Raw genomic sequence first — 15,067 nt, forward strand, 5'->3', positions numbered from 1 at the left:
AGTCGCGCGATGCAGGCGGCCGCACTTTTTTCGAACGGACGACAGGAGAAGTGACGACGGACCCTTGCAGATCGGCGGGACAATCAGCTGAGCAGACGATACAGGCTGCTCGCGGCGACGATCAGGAGTACAAGGACACTCGAGAGCACGGGATCGATGCTCGAGATGAGCGGAATGCCGAGGCCGGCGAGCGCGATGATCGCGAGGCCGACGATACAGCAGGCCAGGTGGAGTTGCAGGACCGAGGCCTGCAACTCGCCGTGGCCGTCGATGTACTGCAAGACGTCCTCGAAGTTCGGCCCCGGCGTGATCGTCTTCGAGTCGGAGTCGTACTCGATGACGGCGTCCTCCTGTAGCTGCGGGAGATGCGTCTGCTGTAGGGAGACGTAGACGCTCTTGTAGAGGTTGTTCGGAACGGGGGTCGTATCCGTCTCGCTGGCAGCGATCTCCGAGGCGATATCCGAGACGTCGACCTGTCCGGCCTCTTCAGCGAGCAACTGTACGATCGCTCTCCGTCTGTCGTTCCCGAGAATGTGAAATACTTCACTTTCCTCGAGCGACTCAGTTCGATTCGTTTGGACAGACATCGATCAGAAAGCGAACGCGTGCTCCACGAACAGTCCACCACCAGCTACCATGCACGCTTGCCTTTCGCAGACCACTGACTTTAACTTTTGCAGGCTAGGAAGTCGCTGTTCGGCGGCGAGGACACGCGGCGACGCAGGCTAGCGAGTAAGGCGAGGGTACACCGGGACCGTAATGTCGCACTCGAGGGGCCCAGTCGTATCGTGACACGATCACGTCTCTCTCAGGTACGGTCGGTTCGTGTCACCGAGCCACCGACGGAGGAATCGAACGGGTCCACAGTTCGGGAGGGTCCTCCGGCGATAGGACTAGTGATCTCGAGGAACGCGTCGCCGAAAACAGTCGACCGCGGACGGAACGTCGCAGCCGGAGCCCGGCGCGTTACTCACCGGGGAGGTGGCCGCCGGACTGCATTTCGCGGTACGTCGTACAGGCCGGACACCCGTGGACGATATCACCGTTATCACCGAAAACGCGTGCGAACTGCTGTGTGACGTGGGTGCCGCAGTTTCGACAGCGAGCGCCTGCCGTCGACGATTCCATGGGCTTCCAGTCTTGTTGGGTGGATTTCATGGTTGGGGGATGGTGCGCGGACGAGCAGTGGTACACTGCGGCGGTCGCCGTCTCGGTCCGATCGGCGCGCCGAATTGGGGCGCGTCGAGACGGGCCGATAGCGGCGGATCCGACCGCGAGACCATCGCACTCGTCCGAACGACATCCTATCGAGGGGAGCAGATACGAATAAAGGACGGAGACCGTTCACCTCTCGAGCGGTTTCGAGAACCGCGAAATACGCAGTTTCCGGCCCCGTAGCGTGCCGTACGGCCCCGAGAAACCGCCTGGCTGGATTTCGTCCCGACGATTGGGACAGTGAATTCAGATGGCTTTGCCCGCATTCGGCGTTTAAAGACCGTATTGGGCGACTCGAGCCGGATCGAAATTCATTATTTCGAGGAGGAAACGTCGAGTTTCGGCGTCGAATACTGATATTTCCGCGGAATAAGGTGCATCGTTATAAAATACCACTATCGCTTACCGATCGTCGTGCTGGAATGTAACGGTGGTGTCCGCGACCGGGATGGACCACGCCCAGTCGATCCGTACCGAACCCTCTCCCGCGAGAGCGAACGAAGTCGATCTCCACGAACTCAGTGAATACGACGATGTCAATGCAAGCAAGCGATACACGAACGGAATCCGCGCCCGACCCGTCCGCCCAGCTCGACGTGCTCGGCGACGAGTGCGCACGAATGATTCTCGTCGCCACGAGCGACGGTCCGAAGACGGCAAAGGAGCTAACGAAGCGGACGGACAGCTCGTCGGCGACGGTGTATCGACGGATCAATAACCTCCTCGAGAGCGGACTCCTCTCGGAGTGCGTTCGCTTCGACGACGACGGCTCGCATACGACGGCTTACGAAGCGACGATCGAAACGCTCGAGGTAGAGATCTGTGCGGACGGGATCGACGTTTCGATGCCGTCCACCGACGAGTGAGTGCGGGCGACGCAATCGATCACAGTGTGGGGGCTGCCCGACCGAGTAGGTCGACGGGGGCGCCGGGAGGCAAGTGAACGACAGCTGTCGCCCGACGCACAGGTACGGACCGTCTCTCTGGAATGAGAATCGCCGGAACGTGCACTTTAGTTCCGCGAATATGTCCTGAAAGGAGTTCTAACATCCCTGTATGATACGGATAACAAATATCTACTCAGGGGAATGGTCACTGTGATTGAGCAATGCACGATCTGACCGGCTTCCAGCGGGACCTCCTGTACGTGATCGCAGGCGCAGATCAACCGTCAGGACAGACCGTCAAAGACGAAGTCGAGAAGTACTACAGCTCCGAGATCAATCACGGACGACTGTATCCCAACCTCGATACACTCGTCAACAAGGAACTCGTCGAGAAAGGGGAACTCGACAGGCGGACGAACTACTACGCGATCACGGAGACGGGCCACGAGCGAATCCAGGAGCGTCGCGAGTGGGAAGAGCAGTACGTCGATTTCTAGACTCCCGAGAGCCGCGCGTGGGAAGCCGACCAGGGTCTGCCGGTGGTCGGCCTGCAAAAACGTATCACGCACGCGACCGGTATCGACGGCCGAGCTGACCGCCGAGGCGGTAACCCGACCATAACAAAGCGATTCCCGACAGAGAGAACGAAGCGAGAATGCTCTACGTGTCGTCTCCAAACGGATTACGCCCTCCCGATCAACACCCGGTGGCTAACCGATGAGTCACGGAACGAGTCGCCTGACGGGAGTCGGCGTCATCCGCCAGTATCCGTTCGATCTCGCCGTCGTTTCGGTCGCCGCGATACTGGCGTACGGAATCGCAACGGCCACGCCGGACGGGAACGCGGTGCGGTTGCTCGTCACCTTCCCGCTGGTGCTCTTCCTCCCGGGGTATGCGCTGGTCTCGGTCCTGTTCCCGGCGGCCGATCGAAGCGAGCGGGAAGCGACGTCGACGCCGCTCGATCGACAATCCCGCGGCATCGACGTCCTCGAACGACTGGGACTCGCGGTCGCGCTCTCGCTTGCGGTCGTGCCGATTGTCGGGATCGCCCTGCCGTTTACCCAATGGGGCTTTACGACCGTCTCGACGGCGGCGACGCTCTGTGTCGTCACCGTCGTGCTCGCCCAGCTCGGCGTCATCAGGCGGTTCCGAACGCCGGCATCTGAGCGGTTTACCGTCTCCCCGCTCGCGTCGCTCGCGCGACTCCGGCGCGACGAGAGCGCCGTCGCGACGGCGTCCTCGATACTGGTCGTGCTCGCGATCGGGGCGGCGGCGGGGGCGCTCCTGTTCGGCTTTCTCGTGCCGCCGTCTACCGGCGGCTACACCGAACTGGCGCTGTACAGCGACGACGGCGGCGAGGAGCTGGTCGCCGGCAACATCACCGACGAGGTCGCGCCCGGCGAATCCGTCCCGGTGACCGTCTCGATCACGAATCAGGAAGGCGAGGTGACCGACTACACGGTCGTCGTCCAGGAGCAGGTGATCGAAGACGACAGCGTCGTCGAACGGACGCGGCTCGAGGACCTCGAGACCACCCTCGACGACGGGACGACGGGGACCGGCGAACTGAGCGTCACGCCGACGGCATCGGAGGGCGAAACCGTCCGGATTAGCGTCCTCCTGTACGAGGGAGAGCCGCCGGAAGAGCCGACGAACGAGAACGCCGAGGAAGACACCTACTTCTGGGTGACCGTCGAGGAGTAACGCGTCTCCGACGCCGGAGACGCGACGGTCGCGATTCGTCTATCAGTCTCGAGCGCTGATAGCGACGGCACGTCGCTGTGACGGAGCGGTCATCGGACGCTCCGCTCCGACCGCACTGCGTCGATCCCGTTTTGACCGGAGCGCGACTGCTTCGGGAGCGTCTCGATAGCCGATCCGGGATGAGTATCTCGAGAGCGAACCGAGACCACCAGTCGAGAGCGGCGGCCGGCCGTCGATCGGCGCTGTACGCTCGACGAGAGCTTTTCAGTCACCGTTCGTCCACTGGATCCCTCGCCGTTCGCCGGCGGGTACTCGCTGGAGCGTCGACGTCCACACTGAGAGACGAGTCAATGAGAAAGAATGAGAGCGCTGTCGAAATGAGGTGGTAATACAGTCTTATACTCGGCATCGTGCGTGAGGACGAGAGCGAGCGGTCGTGGTAACGCAACTGGTTGCGCCGGCACAGGGCCGGCGGCCTCGCTGCCGTGAGCAGACGGACGGGAGCGAATCGGGTTCGGAGGTCCGAGCGACGGCGCGAGCGAGAAGAGTGAGCGAGAACCGCGACGATGCACCGGGAGACCGGAAGGCCAGCGAGCGCTCCCGGCCGGAGCGGGACACGCGAGTCTCAGTGGGATCAACTGACGCGTAGAACCAGTCGGGCGGCGTAGGCCTAACGGTCGTCAGCTCGTCAAGCCAAGGGGCAACTCGAGGTCGGGTCGCCGCGAGACGTGCTGGACCACTGCGAGGGCGAGAACGAGCAAGCAAAGCGTCAGTGCGACGACCGGCGCGGCGGCCGCCGTCAGGGGACCGATCGAGAGCCACGAGATCACGAGTCCGAGGACGCCTAGCGCCGTTACCGTCACGTACGGCCGGTGCCACTCCCGCTGATCCTCGAGTCGGTGATCGAGGTAGGGGTCGAAGACGTCCTCGTGGGGGAGGAGATCGATGGTGTGATCGTCGGGGTCCCAGTCGACGATTCCGTGTTCTTCGAGCATCGGCAGGTGAGTCTGGTAGAGGGAGATGTACACCCGCCGACGCTGCGTGCGCGTTACTTCGTCCGGGTCGACGTCGTTTTCCCAGGCAGCGACCTGTTCGACGAGCGGAGCGAGATCGCAGGCGCCGCCCTGCCGCTTGAGATACTGGACGGTCCGTCGCCGACGAGCGTTGCTGAAGACGTCGAACAGTTCGGCCTGTGTCAGTTCGTGTTCAGACATAGGCGTCCTCGCGTTCCCAAACCGGTTTCCGAATCCGGTTTCCGGGGCTATTCGGATACCTCACGTCACCGAATGGGACGGATTGGCACTTTACTATCACTCGGCTACCCGTGCGAAAGGGATTTATACCAGCTTCCGGCTGTGACTGACATCTAAGCCGACATTTCTCCGCGAACTACCGTCCGGATCGACTGAGCACGGGCGGAGCCACCTCTATCGAGGTGATTTCGCCACGTCGACCACCATCTCGTGTATAGTTCGTGACTACGGCGGCCTCAGGGCAGGGATAACAAAGCCGTGCTACCGGCTGTATCAGCACGATTGCCCACGCGGGTATCGAGTACTCAACGATGTATCATCCAACACGACAGTTCCGTACTCACGGCACGGTCTCGAGGAACGGTTCCGGAGGTGAGACGCCGTGAGCGGGTTCGTCCACGGGGAGGATTGCACGGTCGACGACGACGCGACGGTCGGACACGGCGAGTTCGACGAGCCGACGCGAGTCGGCGACGGCGCGACGATCAGGGCCGGCTCGATCGTCTACGGCGACGTGACGATCGGCGACGAGTTCACGACCGGTCACGACGTCCTGGTCCGGGAAGGGACGACGATGGGCGACGACGTCCTCGTCGGCACCAAGACGGTCATCGACGGTCAGACGACGATCGGCTCCCACGTCAGCCTCCAGACGAACGTCTACATTCCGACCGAGACGACGATCGGGGATAACGTCTTCATCGGGCCGAGCGCGGCCCTGACGAACGACGAGTACCCGATCAGGACGGACAACGGCCTCGAGGGGCCGACGATCGAGGACGGCGCATCGATCGGGGCGAACGCGACGCTGTTGCCCGGCGTCACTATCGGCGAAAACGCCTTCGTCGCCGCCGGGGCGGTCGTCACCGAGGACGTCCCGCCGGACACGCTCGCCGTCGGCACGCCGGCGACGGTTCAGGCGTTGCCCGAACCGCTCGAGGGAGCAAACCAGATCGCATGACTGACCCGAACACCGATCCCGACAGCGAAGGGGAGTCCAGAACCGACGCCGATACCGGGCCGGTCACCGAGGCCGACGGTGGCGTCGCCGAGGCCGAGACCGAGAGCGACGCGTCGGCGCCGGAGCCGAGCGACGAGGGCGCCGAGACCAGCGACTCCGTCTCGATCGCGAACCCGACGCTCAGCGACGACGCCGTCGAGCGAGTCGAATCGATCCTCGAGAGCGGCATGCTCGCCGACGGGCCGGAAGTCAGAGCCTTCGAGGACGAGTACGCCGCCTACTGCGGCACCGACCGGGCCGTCGGGACCTCCAACGGGACGACCGCCCTGCACGCGGCCCTCGAGGCGCTTGGCCTCGAGGAGGGCGACGCGGTGCTCACGTCGCCGTTTTCCTTCGTCGCGAGCGCGAACGCGATCAGACTCGCCGGCGGCAAGCCGGTCTTCGCCGACATCGATCCGGAGACGTACACGCTCGATCCGGACGCCGTCGAAGGGGTCCTCGAGGAGCGCGACGACGTCGTCGGCCTGCTTCCGGTCCACCTCTACGGGCTTGCGGCCGACATGAAGCGGCTCCGCGAGATCGCCGACGAGCGCGACCTGTTCGTGCTCGAGGACGCCTGCCAGGCCCACGGCGCGGCGATCGACCGCGAGCGAGTCGGTTCGTTCGGCGACGCAGCCTGCTTCTCGTTCTACCCGACGAAGAACATGACGACCGGCGAGGGCGGGATTATCACGACCGATCGCGACGACCTCGCCGATCGAGCCGCGAGCTTCGTCAACCACGGCCGGGACGTCGGCGAGGGCGGCAGCTACGAACACGTCGACCTCGGCCACAACTACCGCATGACGAGCCTCGCCGCCGCCATCGGCCGCGAGCAACTCGAGCGGCTGCCCGAGTTCAACCGGGCGCGTCGGGAAAACGCCGCGTACTACGACGAGCGGCTGGCCGAGCTGCCGGTCGAGACGCCGACGGAACCCGAGGGCTACCGACACGTCTACCACCAGTACACGATCCGGACCGACGAGCGCGACGAGCTGGCGGCGACGCTCGACGAGCGAGGCGTCGACACCGGGATCTACTACGGGACGCCGATCCACCGGCAGCCGGCCTACGAGACGGTGAGTACGGCCGCGGCGACGCTCCCCGAGGCCGAGCGGGCGGCCGAGACCGTGCTCTCGCTGCCGGTGCATCCGACCCTCTCGGAGCGCGATCGACGAACCGTCGTCGAAGCAGTAACCGACCACTTCCACTCCCAATGAACGGAACACCTTCACAACCGATTCGGGCCGGCGTCATCGGCGTCGGCTCCATGGGCGAGAACCACGCGCGCGTGTACAGTGAACTACAAAACGTCGACCTCGCCTGCGTCACCGACCACGACGAGGAGCTCGCGCAGCGAGTCGCCGACGCGTACGCCACCGACGCCGTCGCGTTCGAGACCGCACTCGAGCGCTGTGACGTCGTCACCGTCGCCGTCCCGACGCGGGCCCACTACGACGTCGTCTCGGAGTGTCTGAACGCCGGCGTCCACGTTCTGGTCGAAAAACCGATCGCCGAAACGACCGAAGAGGGCCGCGCGCTGGCCGAACTGGCCGAGGAACGAGGCCTCGTCCTTCAGGTCGGCCACATCGAGCGGTTCAACCCGGCCGTCCAAACGGTGACGGACCTAGTCGAGGACCTCGACGTCATCAGCGTTGAGGCCGACCGGCTCGGTCCGCCGCTCGATCGGACCGCGCTGGGCAACGTCGTCTTCGACCTGATGGTTCACGATCTCGATATCGTCGCCGCGCTGCTCGACGACCGGCCCGACTCAGTGACCGCGACGGGAACCGAGGGCGGGCAGTACGCGACGGCGACGCTGGAGTTCGACGACGTCGTCGCCTCGCTGACGGCCAGTCGCGTCACGCAGAAGAAAGTCCGGACGCTGACCGTCACCGCTCGCGAGTGTCTCGTCGAGGTCGACTATCTGGAGCAGTCGGTGCTGATCCACCGCGACTCCTATCCGGAGTACCTCACCGACGACGGAAAGCGTCGGTACCGCCACGAGAGCGTCGTCGAACGTCCCCGCGTCGACAACGGCGAGCCGCTTCGCCACGAACTCGAGGCGTTCGTCGAGGCCGCCCGGAACGGATCCGAACCGGTCGTCACCGCCGAAGACGGCATCCGGGCCCTCGAGATAGTCCAGTCGATCGACTCGCTGGTTACCGAAGAGACCGAGAAACGGGAGGTGGAGGCCTGATGGCCGGCGAGGACTCCGCTGGCGACGAGAGCGACGTTGGGCTCTACGACGCAGATATTGCGCCGGAACGCCAGCGCGAACTGCTCACCGACGGCGAGATTCCGGTCGCCGTCTACGGCCTCGGAAAGATGGGGCTGCCGCTGGCGGGCGTCTACGCCGAGACGACCGGGAACGTCACCGGCGTCGACATCGACCCCGACGTCGTCGACCGGATCAACGACGGCGAGAGCCACGTCATCGGCGAGCCGGGACTTGACGACCTCGTCGCCGAGCAGGTCGACGCCGGTCAGCTCGAGGCGACGACGGACGGCCCCGAGGCGGCCGCGAACGCGCGGATCCACGTGATCATCGTGCCGACGCTGCTGGACGACGACGACGATCCGAACCTGGCGACCGTCGAGTCGGTCGTCGACGATATCGCTGCCGGACTAGCGCCGGGCGATCTGGTCATCGCCGAGTCGACGCTGCCGCCGACGAGCTGTCGAGACGTTATCCAGCCGCATCTGGAACAGGAAAGCGGTCTCGACGGCGACGAGTTCGGACTGGCGTTCTGTCCGGAGCGGACGTCGAGCGGCCGCGCGCTGGAGGACATCCGCGGCGCGTATCCGAAGGTCGTCGGCGGGATCGATTCGGAGAGCACCCGGGCCGCCGCGGTCGTCTACGACGAACTCTCGAGCAACGAGGTGCACCCGGTCTCGGACGCGACGACCGCGGAGGCCGTCAAAGTGTTCGAGGGCGTCTACCGGGACGTCAATATCGGGCTGGCCAACGAACTGGGTCGGCTGGCCGACGAACTCGGCATCTCGGTCCGCGAAGCGATCGGGACGGCCAACGATCTGCCGATGTGCCAGCTCCACGATCCCGGTCCGGGCGTTGGGGGTCACTGCATCCCCTTCTACCCCCACTTCCTGCTCTCGCAGGCCGAAGAGCCGATGGATCTGACGCGGACGGCCCGCCGACTCAACGACGAGATGCCGGCCGTCACCGTCGGCCGACTCGAGCGGGAGCTCGAGGCGACCGGCGACGACCTCGCGGACGCGTCCGTGGTCGTGCTGGGAATTACCTACCGTCCCGGCGTCGAGGAGACGCGCGCGTCGCCGGCGATCGGCGTGATCGACGCGCTGCAGGAGGCCGGCGCGGACGTCGCCGGGGTCGATCCGCTGGTCGATCCCGCCGACTACGGCGCGCGAGCGGTCGACATCGACGACCTCACAGCGGAGTCGTTCGACGCCGCGGTCGTCGTGACGCCCCACGCCGAGTTCGAATCGATTCCGTGGGCCGACCTCGAGCCGATGGTCGTCGTCGACGGCCGGGACGCGGTCGACCTCTCGGGAACGCCACACCGGAGATACACCCTCGGCGGAACGGCGGACGGACGGCCGCCGCGAGACGACGGCGGCGCGGACGCGATCGCGGCGGACGAACGCTCGCTGACCGCCGACGGCGGCACCGACGAGCGACTGACGGAAACCGGCGGCACCCTCGAGAACCCCGGGGCAGACGATGTATAAGGGCAAACGAATCGGCGTCGTCGTCACGGCCTACGACGAGGAGTCGTTCGTCGGGACCGTCATCGAGACGGTTCCGGACTTCGTCGACCGGATCTACGCCATCGACGACGCCTCGCCGGACGGCAGTTGGCAGGAGATCCAGCACGTCGCCGCGCGGATCAACGAGGACGCCGAGCCCGAGCCGGCGCTCGCGCTGGCCGACGGCGGCGACTCCCGGCGAGTCGTACCGATCCGCCACGAGGAGAACCGCGGCTACGGCGCGGCGGTCAAGACGGGGTACAAACACGCCGCCGAGGACGAGATGGACGTCGTCGCCGTGATGAACGGGGACGGCCAGATGGATCCCGCGATCCTCGATCGGATCATCGATCCGATCGTCGAGGGCGAGGCCGACTACGCGAAGGGGAACCGGCTGCTCCATCCCGAGGACCGCGAGGGGATGTCGACGTTTCGGTTCTTCGGCAACGCCCTGCTCACCGGCCTCTCGAAGTTCGCCTCGGGCTACTGGACCGTCGGCGATCCGCAGAACGGCTACACCGCCATCTCGCGGGAGACGATCGAACGGCTCGACCTCGAGGAGATCACCGATCGGTACGGCTTTCTCAACCACCTGCTGACGCACCTGAACGTCAACGAGTGTCGTGTCGCGGACGTCTCGATGTCGGCCGTCTACGGCGAGGAAAACAGCAGCATCCGCTACGTCCCGTTCGTGCGGTTCGTCTCGCTGCTGTTGCTCCGGAGTTTCGTCTGGCGGCTGAAGACCCGCTACGTGGTCGAGAAGTTCCATCCCGCCGTCGTCCTCTACAGCGCCGGTGCCACCGGACTCCTCGGCGGCAGCGCCGGATTCGGCAACTCGCTCGTGCGAACCCTCCGCGGAAAGGACGGGTACTCCGGGGCGATCAGCTCGTTCGTGGCCTTCCTGGTCGGCCTGATCGCGCTCGGGTTCGCGATCTACCTCGACTTCGACGAAAACGAATCACTCGAGACGACCAGATACGAGTACAGCGGCACGAGAACCGAGGTCGAGACGCCCGATCAGTCGATCGAGTAACGAACGATATCGTCGTCCTCGCACGCCGGACATCTGACCGTGTCCGCCGAGACGGTCGTTCCGCAGGTGCGACACTCGTAGATGACCGTCGGCGACGGGTCGCTCTCGCCGCTTTGCTGTGTCGTCGCGGGTGACTCGGTGGTGGGCTCCGATCCGGTAAAGAGACCGGAGAGCAGGCGAGAGAGTGACATAGAACTCAGTTACCAGTGCTTCTTTCGATTCGGGCATAAGTGTTTCGCGATCGGCTGTCTAGTCAAGCACCACGACCATCACTCATAGATGAAAATAGCGATTGAAACGGGAATAGAAGCGCATATTTCACCAAATCCAATCGTTAGTTAGGTGGGAAAGTTTATGCATGTCTACTCTACTTCATCCGGTATATGGAACGGAAGTCTGCGACCCGCGACGCACAGTCCACCGGCGACGATCGATCGGTCGCGGTCGATCCGGCCGATCAACCGCCCGCAGCGGCAACGGCCGAACCGACGACAGCGACGATCGCCGCGACCGCTCGAGATGCCGACTCGTCGGCGAACGCGCTGACGATCATCGGGCACGGCACCCCCTCGAGTTTCGAAATTACGGTCGACGGGACGATCGAACTGGTCGACGACGACAGCGAGTCGGCGACCGTCCTCTCGGGATCGACCCTCGAGGGGACGATCGAATCCGGGACGCTCCGGTTCCGGTTTACCGGCGACCTCGTGGACGTGACGCTCGTCGACCGTCGGATCACGGGCCTGTCCCCGACCGCCGTCCCGAACGTCCACGTGGACTACGCCGCCCCCGAGGAGTCACGGTCGTAGCTCGCCCGGTCTCGAGCGTGACAGTGCGATGCAACAGTATCTTGTAGCCCGACTGCGTTTTTCCGGCCAACGCGATCGTATTCACGGGGAGAACCAGCATGACCGAACCGAACGCGAACGACGGTGATGAGGAACCGGGCGCAACCACCCCGAACGCGGACGACGGTGACGGGGTACCTGACGCGAACACCCCGGACGCAGACGAGGGCGACGAGGAGCCGGACGTCGCCGCCGACTGGATGGACCCCGTCGACGACAGAATCCTCGAGTTGATGCGAGAGAGCTACATTTTCGATCCCGACCACATCGAAACGGAAGGCGTCTGCCGCGCGCCCCACGCCGCATACCGCTGTCGAGAGCTTAGCAAGCGCGGCCTGCTGGTGAAACAGGCCATCGGAATGTACGACATCACGGAGTTGGGAGAGCGATACCTCGAGGGTGAGGTCGATCCGAGCGATCTCGAGCCCGAGGACGAGTGACGCGCGGCTGACGGGTGGCGCGAGGGCGCGGTGACGCACGGACGCCCTCGCAGAAGCCGGAGCTACGCCGCGTCGACGGCCTCGGGAACGTCATCCTCGAGCATCGCGACGACGTCGTCGGCGCCGACGAACCCCTCGGCGCGGCGATCGATCTCCTCGCCGTCGGAAAACAGGATCAGCGTCGGCACCGAGCGGATCTCGAATCGCTCGACGAGTCCGATATCGTCTCCAGGGTTGATCAACGCGACCGGTATCCCGGTCGCACGGGCGACGTTGCCCAGAACCGGTTCCATCGCCTGGCACAGCGAACAGCCGCTGGTGTAGAACTCGACGAGGGCAACGTCGTGGCGCTCGAGGAAGGCGTCGAGGTCGTCGCCGGTCTCGAGGTGCGTCGGTTTGGTCGGGTCGTCCATACCGGTCCTATCGGCTTCGCGCTGAAATCGGTGACGTCGGCGAACGACGGGACGCGTCAGCGGAGAGATCCGACGCGATGAACGGACTCGCCGCCGATCTACTCGGATGAATTCGTTTGAAGCGTTCCGGGAGCGCGGCCTCGAGGCGACCGCGCCGACGGATGTCGTCGGTCCTCGTAGCCGCTCCGCAGCCGCCGCCGACGCGGCGGTTTTCGAACCGAGAGGATCGCACCGTTTCGCACGAAATCGTCCGTATACAGATGACGACTCGCGTGGACGATTCGAACCGTAACCGATGGCTTTACGCGCCGGCTTCGTCGGATCAGTCGATGACTCGGCCCGCAACCACCGACGAGAGTCCGTTAGTACCCCGGAAATCGACCTTGTTCTGCTGGGAGTGCGACCACGCGAATCCGATCGACGGCGACTGGGTTCGTCGGACGCGGGACCGACACGTCGAATACGACTGCCCCGTCTGCGAGACGACGCTTACGAAGCGGCCGCTTCCCGACGACGAGTCGGCCGATCGATCGACCGCTCGACCGACCGCGACGTGGCAGCGAACGATTCGAACCACGATCCAGGTCTGGCGAGCGACCATCGACATCGGACTGACCGGCGTCGCGGCGATATCGGTCACGCCGGGCGAGCGACTGCGACGCTGACGTCGATCGAACTCGGTCGGCTACCGCCGTGAGTCGCAGTCGTTCTCCTACCACTCACGTGCGGCCACAGCGTGGCGTCTCGATCGCTGTCGGATAGGTGTCCCGGTCAGTGTCGGTCTCCGCTCCGTTCGTCACGGACGCTCGGTAGCCTCTACACGACTATTCAGTTTACCCCGACGTTTTTCGGTCGTTGTCAGTCGTAACCCCTGATACACCCTTTACTAAACCACATTCGTCTATTTTTACTCCGCTATAGTAGTATTCGCCAACATCATTAGAACTTTAGTGCTATGATCCAATGCACTATTCGAGCAGAAGATGACAAGCGGAAATCTCACGTCCGCGGAAGAGGAGGTACTGAACGAGATCGAAGAACAGGATATCGACTTCCTTCGACTGCAGTTTACCGACATTCTGGGGACGGTGAAGAACGTCTCCGTGCCGGCCCGCCAGGCCGAGAAGGCCTTCACCGAGGGCATCTACTTCGACGGCTCCTCGATCGAGGGCTTCGTCCGCATTCAGGAATCGGACATGCGTCTGGTTCCCGACCCGGACACGTTCGCCGTCCTGCCCTGGAGACAGCGCGAGGACGGGGCCTCCGCCCGGATGATCTGTGACGTCTACAACACCTCGACGGGCGAGCCCTTCGAGGGCGACCCGCGCAACGTCCTCAAAGGGGCCATCGAGCGCGCCAACGACATGGGCTACGACGTCAACTTCGCGCCCGAGCCGGAGTTCTTCATGTTCGAGGAGGACGAGGACGGCCACGCGACGACCGAGACCGCCGACCACGGCGGCTACTTCGACCTCGCACCGAAAGACCTCGCCAGCGACGTCCGCCGCGACATCATCTACGGCCTCGAGGACATGGGCTTCGAGATCGAAGCCAGCCACCACGAGGTCGCTCGCGGCCAGTACGAGATCAACTTCGAGTATGACGACGCGCTCGCGACCGCGGACAACGTCGCCACCTTCCGTACCGTCGTTCGTGCCATCGCCGCCGAACACGACCTGCACGCGACGTTCATGCCCAAGCCGATCCCGAAGATCAACGGCTCGGGGATGCACACGCACATGTCGCTGATGACCGAGGACGGCGAGAACGCCTTCCACGACGAGGACGACGAGTTCAACCTCTCCGACACCGCCCACTCCTACCTCGCGGGCGTCCTCGAGCACGCGCCGGCGATCACGGCGGTCGCGAACCCGACGGTCAACAGCTACAAGCGCCTGGTGCCGGGCTACGAGGCGCCGGTCTACGTCGCCTGGTCGGACCGCAACCGCTCGGCGCTGGTCCGCAAGCCGGCCGCCCGCGTCCCCGCGGCCTCGCGCATCGAGCTGCGCTCCCCGGATCCCTCGTGTAACCCGTACCTCGCCTTCGCCGTCATGATCCACGCCGGTCTCGACGGCATCGAACAGGACCTCGAGTGTCCCGACCCGGTCCGGGAGAACATCTACGAGTTCGACGAACAGAAACGCGAGGAGTACGGCATCGAGACGCTGCCGTCGAACCTCGGCGAAGCCGTCGAGGCCTTAGAAGAGGACGAAGTCATCTACAACGCGCTCGGCGAGCACGTCGCGCCGAAGTTCGTCGAGGCCAAGCGCCAGGAGTTCGAGGAGTACCTCGTCGACGTCTCCCAGTGGGAACTCGACCGCTACCTCGAGCAGTACTGACGACCGTCATCGGCCCTCAGTTTCGTTCCGCTTGTTTTTCTCGGGTTGTCTCGAGCGCGTGTCGCTGTTGCAGTCGTCGGTGTCCGAGCGGTCTCGAGGACAGTAGTGGATTCGAGCGGAGAGATCCGTCTCGAGCGTCGGCTGTACACCTCACCTGGTTTTCGCGAGAATGGGGACGTGAGTATCGACTCGAGGCTGGGTTCGAG

General features: G+C 64.5%; 17 protein-coding genes. 12 read left to right on the top strand and 5 right to left on the bottom strand.

All coding sequences use genetic code 11. The features are described from left to right. Nucleotides 1-83 precede the first annotated feature (83 nt). Both HTUR_RS24395 and HTUR_RS26515 read right to left on the bottom strand, forming a co-directional pair. Nucleotides 84-587, bottom strand: coding sequence for a DUF7344 domain-containing protein (locus tag HTUR_RS24395; RefSeq protein WP_012946043.1), 504 nt, complete (start codon nt 585-587; stop codon nt 84-86). Nucleotides 588-966: 379 nt separating this feature from the next. Further along, nucleotides 967-1,128, bottom strand: coding sequence for a DUF7563 family protein (locus HTUR_RS26515; RefSeq protein ID WP_008895653.1), 162 nt, complete (start codon nt 1,126-1,128; stop codon nt 967-969). A 620-nt stretch (nt 1,129-1,748) separates the two neighbouring features. Between HTUR_RS26515 and HTUR_RS24400 the strand changes: the two genes are divergently transcribed. From HTUR_RS24400 to HTUR_RS24410, 3 genes are all read left to right on the top strand, one after another. Next, nucleotides 1,749-2,081, top strand: a complete 333-nt coding sequence (locus tag HTUR_RS24400) for a winged helix-turn-helix domain-containing protein (RefSeq protein ID WP_012946045.1) — start codon at nt 1,749-1,751, stop codon at nt 2,079-2,081. 242 nt (nt 2,082-2,323) lie between these two features. Next, nucleotides 2,324-2,599, top strand: a complete 276-nt coding sequence (locus tag HTUR_RS24405) for a PadR family transcriptional regulator (protein ID WP_012946046.1) — start codon at nt 2,324-2,326, stop codon at nt 2,597-2,599. A gap of 220 nt (nt 2,600-2,819) precedes the next feature. Continuing rightward, entirely contained in the window at nt 2,820-3,806 is a 987-nt protein-coding gene (locus HTUR_RS24410; RefSeq protein WP_012946047.1) for a DUF1616 domain-containing protein, read from the top strand. 680 nt (nt 3,807-4,486) lie between these two features. Here HTUR_RS24410 and HTUR_RS24415 read toward each other — a convergent pair. Then, the gene (locus HTUR_RS24415) at nt 4,487-5,020 is read right to left on the bottom strand and encodes a DUF7344 domain-containing protein (RefSeq protein ID WP_012946048.1); all 534 of its coding nucleotides are present in this window, start codon (nt 5,018-5,020) and stop codon (nt 4,487-4,489) included. A 421-nt stretch (nt 5,021-5,441) separates the two neighbouring features. Here HTUR_RS24415 and HTUR_RS24420 point away from each other — a divergent pair, with 421 nt between their 5' ends. The 5 genes from HTUR_RS24420 to HTUR_RS24440 are packed head-to-tail and all read left to right on the top strand — an operon-like array spanning nt 5,442 to nt 10,821. Further along, nucleotides 5,442-6,020: an acyltransferase gene (locus tag HTUR_RS24420; protein WP_012946049.1), complete on the top strand. Its 579-nt coding sequence runs from the start codon at nt 5,442-5,444 to the stop codon at nt 6,018-6,020. Further along, nucleotides 6,017-7,279: a DegT/DnrJ/EryC1/StrS family aminotransferase gene (locus HTUR_RS24425; protein ID WP_012946050.1), complete on the top strand. Its 1,263-nt coding sequence runs from the start codon at nt 6,017-6,019 to the stop codon at nt 7,277-7,279. The genes HTUR_RS24420 and HTUR_RS24425 overlap by 4 nt, the downstream gene beginning before the upstream one ends. Further along, nucleotides 7,276-8,259, top strand: a complete 984-nt coding sequence (locus tag HTUR_RS24430; RefSeq protein ID WP_012946051.1) for a Gfo/Idh/MocA family protein — start codon at nt 7,276-7,278, stop codon at nt 8,257-8,259. Before HTUR_RS24425 ends, HTUR_RS24430 begins: the two co-directional genes overlap by 4 nt. Then, entirely contained in the window at nt 8,259-9,770 is a 1,512-nt protein-coding gene (locus HTUR_RS24435; RefSeq protein WP_012946052.1) for a nucleotide sugar dehydrogenase, read from the top strand. Before HTUR_RS24430 ends, HTUR_RS24435 begins: the two co-directional genes overlap by 1 nt. Beyond that, nucleotides 9,763-10,821: a glycosyltransferase family 2 protein gene (locus HTUR_RS24440; RefSeq protein ID WP_012946053.1), complete on the top strand. Its 1,059-nt coding sequence runs from the start codon at nt 9,763-9,765 to the stop codon at nt 10,819-10,821. The genes HTUR_RS24435 and HTUR_RS24440 overlap by 8 nt, the downstream gene beginning before the upstream one ends. Here HTUR_RS24440 and HTUR_RS24445 read toward each other — a convergent pair. Continuing rightward, nucleotides 10,806-11,012, bottom strand: coding sequence for a hypothetical protein (locus tag HTUR_RS24445; protein ID WP_012946054.1), 207 nt, complete (start codon nt 11,010-11,012; stop codon nt 10,806-10,808). The genes HTUR_RS24440 and HTUR_RS24445 overlap by 16 nt on opposite strands. A gap of 192 nt (nt 11,013-11,204) precedes the next feature. Between HTUR_RS24445 and HTUR_RS24450 the strand changes: the two genes are divergently transcribed. Both HTUR_RS24450 and HTUR_RS27780 read left to right on the top strand, forming a co-directional pair. Next, complete coding sequence (locus tag HTUR_RS24450; RefSeq protein ID WP_012946055.1) at nt 11,205-11,630, top strand: hypothetical protein; 426 nt, start codon at nt 11,205-11,207, stop codon at nt 11,628-11,630. 98 nt (nt 11,631-11,728) lie between these two features. Then, the gene (locus HTUR_RS27780) at nt 11,729-12,109 is read left to right on the top strand and encodes a hypothetical protein (RefSeq protein WP_012946056.1); all 381 of its coding nucleotides are present in this window, start codon (nt 11,729-11,731) and stop codon (nt 12,107-12,109) included. 62 nt (nt 12,110-12,171) lie between these two features. Here the strand turns inward: HTUR_RS27780 and HTUR_RS24460 are convergent, their stop codons facing one another. Beyond that, a complete protein-coding gene (locus tag HTUR_RS24460; RefSeq protein WP_012946057.1) occupies nt 12,172-12,522 on the bottom strand; it encodes a thioredoxin family protein in 351 nt (116 codons plus the stop codon). Nucleotides 12,523-12,851: 329 nt separating this feature from the next. On the opposite strand from HTUR_RS24460, the gene HTUR_RS24465 reads away from it, so the two are divergent. Both HTUR_RS24465 and glnA read left to right on the top strand, forming a co-directional pair. Further along, nucleotides 12,852-13,187 carry a hypothetical protein gene (locus HTUR_RS24465; protein ID WP_012946058.1) on the top strand — a complete coding sequence of 112 codons (336 nt, stop codon included), beginning with the start codon at nt 12,852-12,854 and terminating at the stop codon, nt 13,185-13,187. Between the two features lie 318 nt (nt 13,188-13,505). Next, complete coding sequence (gene glnA / locus HTUR_RS24470; RefSeq protein WP_012946059.1) at nt 13,506-14,861, top strand: type I glutamate--ammonia ligase; 1,356 nt, start codon at nt 13,506-13,508, stop codon at nt 14,859-14,861. Nucleotides 14,862-15,067: the final 206 nt, after the last annotated feature.

The organism is Haloterrigena turkmenica DSM 5511 (genome assembly GCF_000025325.1).
GTDB lineage: Archaea > Halobacteriota > Halobacteria > Halobacteriales > Natrialbaceae > Haloterrigena > Haloterrigena turkmenica.